9 protein-coding genes are annotated in these 13,092 nt (G+C 68.6%); 2 read left to right on the top strand and 7 right to left on the bottom strand.

Translation table 11 applies throughout. The features are described 5' to 3' along the window. Positions 1–277: 277 nt before the first annotated feature. The 6 genes from prpF to ASE30_RS16515 all read right to left on the bottom strand — a co-directional run bounded on the left by prpF (position 278) and on the right by ASE30_RS16515 (position 7,390). Positions 278–1,462: a 2-methylaconitate cis-trans isomerase PrpF gene (gene prpF / locus ASE30_RS16540; protein ID WP_057285373.1), complete on the bottom strand. Its 1,185-nt coding sequence runs from the start codon at positions 1,460–1,462 to the stop codon at positions 278–280. A gap of 71 nt (positions 1,463–1,533) precedes the next feature. Then, complete coding sequence (gene acnD, locus ASE30_RS16535; RefSeq protein WP_057285372.1) at positions 1,534–4,152, bottom strand: Fe/S-dependent 2-methylisocitrate dehydratase AcnD; 2,619 nt, start codon at positions 4,150–4,152, stop codon at positions 1,534–1,536. Continuing rightward, positions 4,152–4,862, bottom strand: a complete 711-nt coding sequence (locus ASE30_RS16530) for a GntR family transcriptional regulator (RefSeq protein WP_057285371.1) — start codon at positions 4,860–4,862, stop codon at positions 4,152–4,154. The genes acnD and ASE30_RS16530 overlap by 1 nt, the downstream gene beginning before the upstream one ends. A gap of 132 nt (positions 4,863–4,994) precedes the next feature. Next, positions 4,995–5,963 (bottom strand): tripartite tricarboxylate transporter substrate binding protein, encoded by a 969-nt coding sequence (locus ASE30_RS16525; protein WP_057285370.1) that lies wholly within the window; start codon positions 5,961–5,963, stop codon positions 4,995–4,997. A gap of 48 nt (positions 5,964–6,011) precedes the next feature. After that, complete coding sequence (locus ASE30_RS16520) at positions 6,012–6,800, bottom strand: alpha/beta fold hydrolase (RefSeq protein ID WP_057285369.1); 789 nt, start codon at positions 6,798–6,800, stop codon at positions 6,012–6,014. Continuing rightward, the gene (locus ASE30_RS16515) at positions 6,797–7,390 is read right to left on the bottom strand and encodes an amino acid synthesis family protein (protein WP_057285368.1); all 594 of its coding nucleotides are present in this window, start codon (positions 7,388–7,390) and stop codon (positions 6,797–6,799) included. Before ASE30_RS16515 ends, ASE30_RS16520 begins: the two co-directional genes overlap by 4 nt. Before the next feature lie 122 nt (positions 7,391–7,512). Here ASE30_RS16515 and ASE30_RS16510 point away from each other — a divergent pair, with 122 nt between their 5' ends. Beyond that, complete coding sequence (locus tag ASE30_RS16510; protein ID WP_057285367.1) at positions 7,513–8,421, top strand: LysR family transcriptional regulator; 909 nt, start codon at positions 7,513–7,515, stop codon at positions 8,419–8,421. A 33-nt stretch (positions 8,422–8,454) separates the two neighbouring features. Here the strand turns inward: ASE30_RS16510 and ASE30_RS16505 are convergent, their stop codons facing one another. Next, positions 8,455–9,360: a LysR family transcriptional regulator gene (locus tag ASE30_RS16505; RefSeq protein ID WP_057285366.1), complete on the bottom strand. Its 906-nt coding sequence runs from the start codon at positions 9,358–9,360 to the stop codon at positions 8,455–8,457. Between the two features lie 124 nt (positions 9,361–9,484). Here ASE30_RS16505 and ASE30_RS16500 point away from each other — a divergent pair, with 124 nt between their 5' ends. Next, a complete protein-coding gene (locus tag ASE30_RS16500) occupies positions 9,485–13,036 on the top strand; it encodes an indolepyruvate ferredoxin oxidoreductase family protein (protein WP_057285365.1) in 3,552 nt (1,183 codons plus the stop codon). The last annotated feature ends 56 nt before the right edge of the window (positions 13,037–13,092 follow it).

The raw sequence follows: 13,092 nt of genomic DNA, 5'->3' as shown, positions 1-13,092 counted from the left end.
CAGTGGGGCCTGGGGCTGGGTTGTGGTGTTTCGGCGCAGGCGCCGGGCCGCTGTGCGCGACCGTGTGACGGGTGCCCCCGATGACTGAGCATCGGTGGGGTCCGGTGATGAATTACAACATCTGTTAAGTATAGGGGCGGACGCGGACGGCGTCTAGTGTTCAAGCCCCTGAGCCCGGTCCGAAAATGTAAATTGCGAGCCTTTGCTCGCGGCTCGCAATTCACAAAATCGGCTTGAAACCCCTGGAAAACGCGGTGCGCGCGTTGACGCGCCCCGGTCAGAACCCCACGCGCGGCACGTGTACGCGGCCTTCCATCAGCACACGCGCGCTGCGGCTCATGATGGCCTTGGTGACCTTCCATTCGCCATCCACCAGTTGGGCCTGGGCGCCCACGCGCAGGGTGCCCGACGGATGGCCGAAGCAGACGTTGTCGCGTTCGGCGCCGCCGGCGGCCAGGTTGACCAGCGTGCCGGGCACCGCTGCCGCGGTGGCGATGGCCACCGATGCCGTGCCCATCATGGCGTGATGCAGCTTGCCCATGGACAGCGCGCGCACCAGCACGTCGATGTCGGCGGTTCCGATCTTCTTGCCGCTGGACGACACGTATTCCTTGGGCGGGGCCACGAAGGCGACCTTGGGGGTGTGCTGGCGGCTGGCGGCCTCTTCGAGGTTCTTGATCAGCCCCATGCGCAGCGCGCCGTGCGCGCGGATCGTTTCGAAGCGCGCCAGCGCGGCGGCGTCGCCGTTGATGTCGTCCTGCAGTTCCGCGCCGGTGTAGCCCAGGGCCGAGGCTTCCAGGAAGATCGTGGGAATGCCGGAGTTGATCATGGTGGCCTTGAATGTGCCCACGCCCGGCACCTCCAGGTCGTCCACCAGCTTGCCGGTGGGGAACATGGAGCCGCCTTCGCCTTCTTCGGCGGGGTCCATGAATTCCAGGCGCAGCTCGGCGGCGGGGAAGGTCACGCCATCCAGTTCGAAGTCGCCGGTTTCCTGCACCGCGCCGCCCGTGATGGGCACGTGCGCGATGATGGTCTTCTTGATGTTCGCCTGCCAGATCCTCACGATGGCGATGCCGTCCTGCGGAATGCGGGCCGCGTCGACCAGGCCGTTCGTGATGGCGAACGGGCCGACCGCGGCCGACAGGTTGCCGCAGTTACCGCTCCAGTCCACGAAAGGCTGATCGATGGAGACCTGCCCGAACAGGTAATCCACGTCGTGATCCGGGCGGGTGCTTTTGCCGACGATGACGGTCTTGCTGGTGCTGGACGTGGCGGCGCCCATGCCGTCGATCTGCTTGCCGTAGGGGTCGGGGCTGCCGAGGACGCGCAACAGCAGCGCGTCGCGCGCGGCGCCGGGCGTGCGCGCCGATTCGGGCAGGTCGTCGAGCTTGAAGAACACGCCTTTGCTGGTGCCGCCGCGCATGTAGGTGGCGGCAATCTTGGTCTGGGGAGCATGGGCCATGGGGCAGTCCTGATGTGCGGAAGGTGGGGGGCGGGCGCGCGGCGCCCGCCTGTCATGACATGTAAGGCGGATCAGCCGGCCAGCTTGCCGGCGCCCGATACGGATTCGGCTTCCAGGAAATCCTGGGCAAAGCGCTGCAGCACGCCGCCGGCCTCGTAGATCGAGACTTCTTCGGCGGTGTCCAGGCGGCAGGTCACGGGGACTTCAACGGTCTGGCCGTCGCGGCGGTGGATCACCAGCGTCAGGTCGGCGCGCGGCTTGCGTTCGCCGATGACGTCGTAGCTTTCGGTGCCGTCCAGGCCCAGCATCTTGCGGTTCACGCCCGGCTTGAATTCCAGCGGCAGCACGCCCATGCCGATCAGGTTGGTGCGGTGGATGCGCTCGAAGCCTTCGGCGGCGATGGCTTCCACGCCGGCCAGGCGCACGCCCTTGGCGGCCCAGTCGCGCGACGATCCCTGGCCGTAGTCGGCGCCGGCAACGATGATCAGGGGCTGCTTGCGTTCCATGTAGGTTTCGATGGCTTCCCACATACGCATGACCTGGCCTTCGGGCTCCACACGCGCCAGCGAGCCCTGCGTGACCGTGCCGTCGGCGCTCTTCACCATTTCGTTGAACAGCTTGGGATTGGCGAAGGTGGCGCGCTGCGCGGTCAGGTGATCGCCGCGGTGCGTGGCGTAGGAGTTGAAGTCCTCTTCGGGCAGGCCCATCTTGTCCAGGTATTCGCCGGCGGCGCTGTCCAGCAGGATGGCGTTGGATGGCGACAGATGGTCGGTGGTGATGTTGTCGCCCAGCACGGCCAGCGGCAGCATGCCGCGCAGCGTGCGTTCGCCGGCCAGCGCGCCTTCCCAGTACGGCGGGCGGCGGATATAGGTGCTTTGCGGGCGCCAGTCGTACAGCGGGCTGACGGCGCTGTTGCGGTCGTCCTTGATGCCGAACATCGGGGCATAGACCTTGCGGAACTGCTCGGGCTTGACCGCCGACTTGACCATGGCGTCGATCTCTTCGTCGCTGGGCCAGATGTCCTTCAGGCGGATCTCGCGGCCGTCGGCGGCGACGCCCAGCACATCGCGTTCGATGTCGAAGCGGATGGTGCCGGCGATGGCGTAGGCCACGACCAGCGGCGGCGAGGCCAGGAAGGCCTGCTTGGCGTAGGGGTGGATGCGGCCGTCGAAGTTGCGGTTGCCGGAAAGCACGGCGGTGGCGTAAAGATCGCGGTCGATGATTTCCTGCTGGATCACGGGGTCCAGCGCGCCGGACATGCCGTTGCACGTGGTACAGGCAAACGCCACCACGCCGAAGCCCAGCTTTTCCAGGTCTTCGGTCAGGCCGGCTTCGTCCAGGTAGAGCTGCACGGCCTTCGATCCCGGCGCCAGCGAGCTCTTCACCCAGGGCTTGCGGGCCAGGCCCGCGCGGTTGGCGTTGCGCGCCAAGAGGCCCGCCGCGATGACGTTGCGCGGGTTGCTGGTGTTGGTGCAGCTGGTGATGGCGGCGATGATGACGGCGCCATCCGGCATCCGGCCGGGTTCGTTTTCGACGACGCCAGATATACCGCGTTCGGCCAGGTCGGACACCGGCAGCCGGCGATGCGGGTTGGACGGGCCGGCCAGCGTGCGCACCACGGTCGACAGGTCAAAGCGCAGCACGCGCTCGTATTCAGCGGTGGCCAGGCTGTCGGACCACAGGCCCGCGATCTTGGCATAGGTTTCCACCAGCGCGATCTGTTCGTCCTCGCGGCCGGTCAGGCGGAGGTAGTCGATGGTTTGCTGGTCGATCGAGAACATCGCGGCCGTGGCGCCGTATTCGGGCGCCATGTTCGAGATGGTGGCGCGGTCGCCCAGCGTCAGGCTGGAGGCGCCCTCGCCGTAGAACTCCAGGTACGCGCCGACGACCTTTTCCTTGCGCAGGAATTCGGTCAGGGTCAGTACGATGTCGGTGGCGGTGATGCCGGGCTGGGCGCGGCCGCTCAGTTCCACGCCGACGATGTCGGGCAGGCGCATCCACGACGCGCGGCCCAGCATGACGTTTTCGGCTTCCAGGCCGCCCACGCCGATGGCGATGACGCCCAGCGCGTCCACGTGCGGGGTGTGGCTGTCGGTGCCCACCAGCGTGTCCGGGAAGGCCACGCCGTCCTGCGTGTAGATCACGGGCGACATCCGCTCCAGGTTGATCTGGTGCATGATGCCGTTGCCCGGGGGCACGACCTCGATGTTCTCGAAGGCCTGCTTGGTCCAGTCGATGAAATGGAAGCGGTCTTCGTTGCGGCGGTCTTCGACGGCGCGGTTCTTGGCGAAGGCGTCGGGATCGTTGCCGTCGAATTCCACGGCCAGCGAGTGGTCGACGATCAACTGCACCGGCACCACGGGGTTGACCTTGGCGGGATCGCCGCCTTTCTCGGCGATGGCGTCGCGCAGGCCGGCCAGGTCCACCAGCGCGGTCTGGCCCAGGATGTCATGGCACACCACGCGCGCGGGGAACCACGGAAAGTCCAGGTCGCGGCGGCGTTCGATGAGCTGCTTGAGCGCGTCGGTCAGCATCGCCGGGTCGCAACGGCGGACCAGGTTTTCGGCCAGGACGCGCGAGGTGTAGGGCAGGCCGTCATAGGCGCCGGGGGCGATGGCCTCCACGGCCGCGCGGGCGTCGAAGTAGTCCAGGCGGGTGCCCGGCAGGGTCTTGCGGTACGACTGGTTCATCATGCCTCCGTGCGCTGCAGGCTGCCCTGCGCGATCTGTTGTTCGATGTTGATGCGGGATGCGCGGATGTGGCGGCGCATCAGGATTTCGGCCAACTCGCCGTCGCCGTCGGCGATGGCGTCAAGAATGCGGTGGTGTTCGGCATAAGCCTGCCGGGGGCGGTTGGGCGTCGTCGAATACTGGATGCGGTACATGCGCGCCAGTTGGTAGAGCTCGTCGCACAGCATGCGGAACAGCATCTGGTTGCCGCTGCCCTTGACGATGCGGTAGTGGAAATCGTAGTCGCCTTCCTGCTGGTAGTAGCCCAGGCCCGCCTGGAAGGCCTCGTCGCGCTCGTGCGCTTCCAGCACGCCGCGCAGTTCGGTGATTTCCGCCGGGGGCATGCGTTCGGCGGCCAGCCGGCAGGCCATGCCTTCCAGCGATTCGCGGATCTCGTAGAGTTCGGACAGTTCCTGCCGCGACAGCGACACGACGCGCGCGCCGGCATGCGGCACGCGGACCAGCAGCTTCTGGCCTTCCAGCCGATGCAGGGCCTCGCGCAGCGGGCCCCGGCTGACGCCATGGATGCGCGCCAGTTCCGGCTCGGAGATCTTGCTGCCCGGGGCGATCTCGCCTTTGACGATGGCGGACTGGATCTTCCGGAAAATATGGTCCGAAAGCGTCTCGCCGTCGCCCGGTGGGGTACCCGGCAGGGTCAGCACTTTGCTCATGGTGTCAACAATCTATCCGGTTTTGATGGAAATAATCGGAATAAGGCGCCTCTGGGCGCCAGATTGTCAACAATTTACCCCGCTCGGGGTGGCGGCGCAAGCGCGGGGACGACCGCGTCCCGCGCTGCTTCCCTACAGGTCCACGCGCACCTTGCCCGCCTGCACCAGTCCCGCCACGTCGCGGATTTCCGCCAGCAGCGCTTCCTGCAACTGCGCCGGCGTGCCCCCGGTGGGCTCGAAGCCCTGTTCGGCCAGCTTGGCGTGCACGGCCTCGGTCTTGAGCGCGCGGTTGATGCCCTGGTTCAACGCGGCAATCGTGGCCTCGGGCGTGCCGGCCGCGCAGTAGGTGCCAAACTGGATCTGCGCCGAGAAGCCGGAAAAGCCGCTTTCCGCCACGGTGGGCAGGTCCGGATACTTGGGCAGGCGCTGCGGGCTGGTCACGGCCAGCACGCGCAGGCGACCGCTCTTCAGATAGGGTTCGACGGCGGCCACGGTGGCGACCACCACCTGGATCTGGCCGCCCAGCAGGTCGGTCATCATGGGACCGGTGCCGCGATAGGGCACATGCAGCATTTCGATGCCGCAGGCGGCCTGCAGCAGTTCGGTCGCCAGGTGCTGGGGCGTGGCGTTGCCGGGCGTGCCGAACGTCAGCCCCTTGGGCTCGCGCCTGGCCTGGGCGACGAGCTCGCCCAATGTCTTGGCGGGCAGGTCGCTGTTGACGGCCACCATGTACGGCGAACGGGCGATCGGGCATACCGGGGTCAACTGCTTGAGCACCTCTTCCGGCGGGCGCGCGTAGTAGCGCACCGAGGGCACCAGGCCGGCGAACAGCAGCATGCTGCCGTCCTTGGCGCCGTTGGCGGTGTAGTCCGCGCCCAGCATGCCGCTGGCGCCCGGCTTGTTTTCCACGATGACCGGGCGGTCCAGCGCGCCTTCCAGCGACGCCGCGATCACGCGGCCCAGCACGTCGGTGCCGCCGCCCGGCGGAAACGGCACGATGACGCGCAAGGGCGTTTCGCGCGCGGCGGCGTCGCGCACCGCCGTGCCCAGCGGGGCCAGGGCCAGCGCCGCGATGCTCTTGATCAAGGTTCTGCGGTTCATGTTCTTTGTCTCCATCTCCACCTTGGGTGGGCTTGTGGCGGATCGTCTCTATGCGGCGGACGATTCGGATTTGCGCGCCTGGAAAAAGGACCGAAGCGCCGCGGCCACGGTGGCGGGTTCCTCTACCGGCAGCATATGTCGCTGCGCCGGCACGACCCGGGCGCAGGCGTTGGGCAAGGCCCGTGCGAGTTCGCGCGTCATGCGCGGGTTGGAGCCGACATCGTGCTCACCGGTCATGACCAGGACCGGGCAGGCGATATCCGGCGCGGCCCGCGCCAGGATCGGGTCGCCATTGGCAAACAGTGTGTAGGCGGCCAGGAAGCTGGCGCGGTCGTTGTCCAACAGGCGCTGCTCGATCCGGGCGACGCGCTCCGTGCGGCGGGCCTGGAAGTCCGGCGTGAACCAGCGGGCCAGCGACACCTTCGCGGCGGCCTGTGTGTCCTGCGTGGCGGCCGAGGCCAGCCGGGCGCGCACCGCCGCGGCCTCTTCGTCCGTGCGCCGGAACACCGTGTTCAAGAGGACCAGGCGCTTCACGCGTTCGGGCCGGGCCGCGGCATAGGCGCCCGCGACCAGGCCGCCCATGGAATAGCCCAGCAGGTTCGCGCCGCGCCAGCCGGCGCCGTCCAGCTCTTCGTCCAGTTGCGCGATGAAGTCCTGGATGTCCGCCGTGCCCCGGAGCGCGGGCGCCGCGCCGTGTCCCAGCAGGTCGTAGCGCAGCACATCGAAGTCCGGTTCCAGCAGGGGCGCCAGATCGTCCCACAAGGTGTGGTCCAGGCCGACGCCGTGCAAGAGGACCAGGGGCTCGCCGCGGCCGGAGCGCCGCCGTGGCGCGCTCATTTTTCCTGGGCCTCTTGTGCCAGTTCCTGCAGATCGGAATAGCGGTTGCCGATGCGGTGATGCGGGCGGCCGGAGGTGGCGGCGCCCAGCGCTATCACGATCTCGTCCGGCGCGGGCGCGTCATTGATGGTGGTCTGCACCGTCAGGTAGTGCGAGCGCAGACCTTCGTCGAGCTTGTGCATCAACGGGACGGAGATCACGCAGCCTGGTCCGCCGCGCATGTTGGTGAAGCTCAGGTAGCTGGTTCCGCCCACCGCGTTGCGGTAGGCGTTGCCAAAGCGCAGCGTATGGATCAGCGCGGACGCGTGTTCGACCTCGCCGGCGGTGCCCACCACGGCGGCCTTGCCATAGGCTTCGATGTTGTCCGCCGACCCGGCCTGACGCAGGATTTCGGCGACCAGCAGTTCGCCCAGCGGGGGCGCGGCCTCCAGGATGCCGGGGCGCAGGTCCTCCTGGAACGGCAGGCCTGCCCACGGATTGCGGACGACGGCGGCCGCCACGATCATCACCAGCGGGCGCTCGGCCCCGCGGCCGCCTTCGATGAGGGTTTTCTCGACATAACTGACTACCTTGCGCACTTGCAGAGACATTCCGCTGCTCCAATACCAATGGCTGAAAGATGGGCCCATTGTTGAGTTCGCAGGGGAATTTTGACAATCCAAATTAACGTAAGTTAATTTCGGAAAATCCGAATTCATTCACGCCCGCCACCATGCCCACGCCCTTGAAGATCCAGCACCTGCGCCAGTTCCTGCTGGCGGCGGACCACGGCAGCTTCCGCCTTGCCGCGCAAGGCACGTTCCGGTCGCAGGCGGCGGTGTCGGCGGCCATGCAGGATCTGGAGCAGCAGGTGGGCGCGCCCTTGTTCGAGCCCGGCAAGCGCGCCCAGTTGACGCCGCTGGGGGCGGCGGTAGCGCCGCTGTTCAGGGAACTGCTGGCCACCCATGACCGGGTGCTGGACGCGGCACGGCAGTTCGGCATGGGCAACCAGGGGCCGGTGTCGCTGGCGGTCATGCCGTCACTGGCTGACGAATGGCTGCCCCGCTTGCTGGAACGCTACGCGCGCAGCCACCCCGACATCCGCATCCGCGCCATCGATGAGCCGTCCCCGGACGTGCACCGGCTGGTCTTGACGGGCGAAGTGCAGGTGGGCGTGGCGGGCCAGGTGCCGCGCACGGCCGAAGTGGCCTTCACGCCGGTCGCGCGCGACGCCTTCGGGCTGGTCTGCAGGAAGAGCCATCCGCTGGCGCGGCGGCGCGGGCCGGTGCCGTGGACGGCGCTGGCGGCCGAACGGATGATCGGCAACGCCACCTTCGACACGCTGAAGAACCGCCAGCTCGGCGGCGCCATCGACGACCCGGCCATGGTGGTGTCCAACCGCGCGTCGCTGCTGGCCAGCGTGGTCGGCGGACTGGGCGTGACCGTGCTGCCGGTGCTGGCGCGGCCCGCCACCGGCAGCGGCCTGGCCTTCGTGCCGCTGGCCGAGCCCGTGGTGGAGCGGATCGTGGGCGTCCTGACGCGCAAGGAAGAGACCTTGCTGCCGTCGGTGGCGGCCATGCATGCGCTGGCGCTTCAGTCCCTGGCCCAGTTCACCCGGCGCAAGGGTGCGCTGCTGGTGTAGCGTCCGGATTCTCGGCCGCGCGGGCGGCAGGCGTCAGACCCCGCACGCATACGTCATGAATTGTCGGAAGGCGTCGGCGGGCTTGGCCATGGGCGCGCGCGGATGCCACAGCAGGCCCGCTTCCATCGGCGGCACGGCATCGGTAATGGGCAAGGCTTCGATCTTGCGGCCCTCCAGCGACCAGGGACGGTAGACCATGTCGGACAGCATGGTGATGCCGAACCCGTGCGCCACCAGCCCGCGCAGCGCCTCCATCGAACGGGTGCGGAACGCGATGTCCGGCTGCAGCCCGTGGGCGCGCCAATAGTTCAGCGTGGAGCGTTCGCCCTCGTCCATTTCCAGCAGGATGTACGGGTATCGGGCGATGTCGGCGAGCGATGGCGCCGCGCCCTGCAACAGCGGGTGGCCCGACGCGGTCCAGAGCTGGCGCCGTGACCTGACCAGCACCTGGTGGCCGAAGCGCTCGCGCTTGTCCACGTTGGACAGCAGCGCCACGCCCAGCTCGACGTCGCCGCTGGCGACGGCCTTTTCGATCTCCGGGCGGTCCAGGTCCACCAGGTCCAGCACCACGTCCGGGTAGCGCCGCCGAAAGCGCGCCAGCAGGTCGGGCAGGAAGTAACCCAGCACCGTATAGGACGCCGCGACCCGCACCGAGCCGCGCAGCGCATAGCGCTGAAAGCCGGGTTCGCGCAGCGCGTCGTCCAGGGAATCCAGCACGTCGCGGGCACGCTGGTGAAAGTTGTGGCCCTCGGGCGTCAGTGTGACGCCGTGCGGATGGCGGTCGAACAGGCGCACGCCAAGCTGCGCTTCCAGCGCCAGCACCGCGTTGGTGACGGCCGACTGCGAGACGTGCTCGTCGGCCGCCGCCATCGAGAACCGGCCGGTGCGGGCGGCGGCGGCAAAGTAGCGCAGTTGTCGGAGCGTGACGTCATTAGCCATGTGTTTATCGCATACCAGCTACCTGAATATATGAATATACGATAGCCGAGGGGCTTCCTACACTGCGGAAAACACCAAAAAACCCGCCTCGAAGCCCCCTCGAAGATCGCAGGAGACAAGCCCCGTGAACGCCCCTCTACCCCCCGGCGTGGCCGATACCCATGGCCTGACGCTGGACGATAAATACACCCGGTCCTCGGGCCGCATCTACCTCAGCGGCACGCAGGCGCTGGTGCGCCTGCCCATGATGCAAAAGCTGCGCGACCAGCAGGCCGGCCTGAACACGGCGGGCTATGTCTCGGGCTACCGGGGGTCGCCGCTGGGCGGTCTGGACCAGGCGCTGTGGAAAGCCAAGCACCATCTGAAGGCGAACGACGTGGTGTTCCAACCCGGCGTGAACGAGGACCTGGCCGCCACCGCCGTCTGGGGCACGCAGCAACTGAACCTGTTTCCGGGCGCCGAGCGCGACGGCGTGTTCGGCATGTGGTACGGCAAGGGGCCGGGCGTGGACCGCTCGGTGGATGTGCTCAAGCACGCCAACTCGGCGGGCACGTCCGCGCACGGCGGCGTGCTGATGCTGGCGGGCGACGACCACGCCGCCAAGTCCTCGTCCGTGGCGCACCAGTCCGAACACGTGCTGATCGCCAGCGGCATCCCGGTGCTGTATCCGTCCAACGTGCAGGAGTATCTGGACTACGGCCTGCATGGCTGGGCCATGAGCCGGCACACGGGCCTGTGGGTGGCGATGAAGTGCGTGACCGATGTGGTGGAGTCCAGCGCGTCGGTCGATGTGGATCCGGCACGCGTGCGGATCGTGCTGCCGCAAGACGGCCTGCCGGACGGCGGCCTGAACATCCGCTGGCCCGATTCGCCGCTGGCGCAAGAGGCGCGGCTGCTGGACCACAAGTGGTACGCCGCGCTGGCCTATGTGCGCGCCAACAAGCTGAACCGGGTGGTGCTGGATTCCCCGCGCGCGCATTTCGGCATCATGACCGCGGGCAAGGCCTATCTGGACGTGCGCCAGGCGCTCAATGACCTGGGGCTGGACGAGGCAGCCTGTGCGCAGGCCGGCATCCGCGTGCTGAAGGTGGGCTGCATCTGGCCGCTGGACGCCCAGGACGCGCGCGAATTCGCCACGGGGCTGAAGGAAATCCTGGTCGTCGAAGAGAAGCGCCAGATCCTGGAATACGCGCTGAAGGAAGAACTCTACAACTGGCGCGACGACGTGCGTCCGCGCGTGTACGGCAAGTTCGACGAACGCGAGAACGGCGGCGGCGAATGGTCGACGCCGCGCGGCGGCTGGCTGCTGCCGGCGCGTCACGAACTGTCGCCGGCGCTGATCGCGCGCGCGATCGCCGCGCGCCTGGAAAAGGCGGACCTGCCGGACGCGCTGCGCGCCCGCATCGCGGCCCGGCTGGCCGTGATCGACGCGAAGGAGCGCGAGTCCAGCCGCCCCACGCTGGTCGAAGAGCGCAAGCCCTGGTTCTGCTCGGGCTGCCCGCACAACACGTCCACCCGCGTGCCGGAGGGCTCGCGCGCGGTGGCGGGCATCGGCTGCCACTACATGGCGATGTGGATGGACCGCAATACCGATACCTTCAGCCAGATGGGCGGCGAAGGCGTCGCCTGGCTGGGGCAGAAGGACTTCACGTCGGAACGCCACATCTTCGCCAACCTGGGCGACGGCACCTACTTCCATTCCGGCCTGCTGGCCATCCGCGCGGCGGTCGCGGCGCGCGCCAACATCACCTACAAGATCCTCTACAACGACGCGGTCGCGATGACCGGCGGGCAGCCGGTGGACGGCGTGCTGACCGTGCCGCAGATCGCGGCGCAGATGCAGGCGGAAGGCGTGGGCAAGACGGTGGTCGTGACCGACGAGCCCGACAAATACACAGGCGCCGCCGCGCTGCCGGCCGGGATCGAGGTGCATCATCGCAAGGCGCTGGACGAGGTGCAGCGCGCCTTGCGCGACACCGAGGGCGCCACGGTGCTCATCTACGACCAGACCTGCGCCACCGAGAAGCGCCGCCGCCGCAAGCGCGGCGAATACCCCGACCCGCCACGCCGCGCCTTCATCAACGACGCAGTGTGCGAAGGCTGCGGCGATTGCTCGGTGAAATCCAACTGCCTGTCGGTGGAGCCGCTGGACACGCCACTGGGCACGAAACGGCGCATCAACCAGTCGTCGTGCAACAAGGACTTTTCCTGCGTGGAAGGTTTTTGCCCCAGCTTCGTGACGGCGGAAGGCGCGGTGCTGCGCAAGCCCGCGCTTGCCGGCGGCGTGCCGGCGCTGCTTGACGCGCCCCAGCCCAGCGCCGCGGGCATCGCCGCCGGCGCCGCGTACCGCGTGGTGATCGCCGGGGTGGGCGGCACCGGCGTGGTGACGATAGGCGCGCTGCTGGGCGCGGCCGCGCACATCGAAGGCAAGGGCGTCACCGTGCTGGACATGGCGGGCCTGGCGCAGAAGGGCGGCGCCGTGCTCAGCCATGTGCAGCTTGCCAATCGGCCCGAAGACCTGCACGCCACCCGCGTGGCGCTGGGCGAGGCGGATCTCGTCATCGGGTGCGACGCGCTGGTGTCCGCATCCACGGAGGTGCTGTCGCGTCTGCGGCCGGATCACGGCCGGGCGGTGGTCAACAGCAGCGCCGCGCCCACGGCCGCCTTCCTGTCGCAGCCCGCCTGGCGCTTCCCGGGAGCGCAGGCGCAGGCGGCGCTGGCGCAAAGCACCGGCGGCAACTGCGACTTCATCGAGGCCGGGCCGCTGGCCGAAGCCCTGCTGGGCGACAGCCTTTACGCCAATCCGCTGCTGCTGGGCTACGCCTGGCAGCAGGGCGGCCTGCCGCTATCGCTGGAAAGCCTGCGCCGCGCGATCGAGATCAACGGCGTGGCGGTGGACAAGAACCTGGCCGCGTTCGAACTGGGCCGCCAGGCGGCGCATCATGGGGCGGACGCGCTGCGCCCGAAGGCGCCCGAGCGCGTGGTGGCGCTGCCCGAGTCCCTGGACGCCCTGATCAAGCGGCTGGCGGCGCATGTGCGCGCCTACCAGGACGACGCCTATGCCGGCCGCTACCTGGCGGCGGTGGAGGCCGTGCGCGCGCGCGAATCCGCCTTGGGAGACAAGCAGCACGCGGTGACGCGGGCCGTGGCGCGCAACCTGGCCAAGCTCATGATCTACAAGGATGAATACGAGGTCGCTCGCCTGTATGCCGATCCCGCCTTCAAGGACAGGCTGCGCGCGCAGTTCGAGGGCGAGCCGGGCCGCGACTACCGCGTGCGCTATTACCTGGCGCCGCCCGCGTTCGCCCGCCGCGATGCGCAGGGCCGCCTGCAAAAGCGCGCCTTTGGCGCCTGGGTGGCGCTGGCGTTCCGCGCGCTGGCGCCGATGAAGCGCGTGCGTGGGACCTGGCTGGACGTCTTCGGCAAGACGGCCGAGCGCCGCATGGAGCGGCAGCTCGCCGCCGACTACCTGGCCTTGGCGGAAACGTTCGCGCGCACCCTGGACGCCGCCAACCGCGACGCGGCGCTCGAACTGGCCAACGTGCCGGATACGATCCGCGGCTTTGGCCATGTGAAGGAGAAGCGCGTGGAGGAGGCGCGGGTCCGGCAGGATGTGTTGTGGGACCGTTACCGCAACGGCGGCCAGGCGCGATTGGCGGCCGGATTGGCGGCGTGATTGGCGGCGATCAGGCTGCCTGATTGGCCGCCTGATCGCCGGGGTGGGGCGTGGTG

This window comes from Achromobacter sp. Root83 (assembly GCF_001428845.1).
GTDB lineage: Bacteria > Pseudomonadota > Gammaproteobacteria > Burkholderiales > Burkholderiaceae_B > Achromobacter.
This window is presented reverse-complemented; position numbering and strand designations above follow the sequence as displayed.

Bases quoted from the DNA above. Each gene is read 5' to 3' on its own strand.
- ASE30_RS16515 (WP_057285368.1), bottom strand. From the start codon at position 7,390: ATGTCTCTGCAAGTGCGCAAGGTAGTCAGTTATGTCGAGAAAACCCTC.
- ASE30_RS16510 (WP_057285367.1), top strand. From the start codon at position 7,513: ATGCCCACGCCCTTGAAGATCCAGCACCTGCGCCAGTTCCTGCTGGCG.
- ASE30_RS16525 (WP_057285370.1), bottom strand. From the start codon at position 5,963: ATGAACCGCAGAACCTTGATCAAGAGCATCGCGGCGCTGGCCCTGGCC.
- ASE30_RS16520 (WP_057285369.1), bottom strand. From the start codon at position 6,800: ATGAGCGCGCCACGGCGGCGCTCCGGCCGCGGCGAGCCCCTGGTCCTC.
- acnD (WP_057285372.1), bottom strand. From the start codon at position 4,152: ATGAACCAGTCGTACCGCAAGACCCTGCCGGGCACCCGCCTGGACTAC.
- ASE30_RS16505 (WP_057285366.1), bottom strand. From the start codon at position 9,360: ATGGCTAATGACGTCACGCTCCGACAACTGCGCTACTTTGCCGCCGCC.
- prpF (WP_057285373.1), bottom strand. From the start codon at position 1,462: ATGGCCCATGCTCCCCAGACCAAGATTGCCGCCACCTACATGCGCGGC.
- ASE30_RS16530 (WP_057285371.1), bottom strand. From the start codon at position 4,862: ATGAGCAAAGTGCTGACCCTGCCGGGTACCCCACCGGGCGACGGCGAG.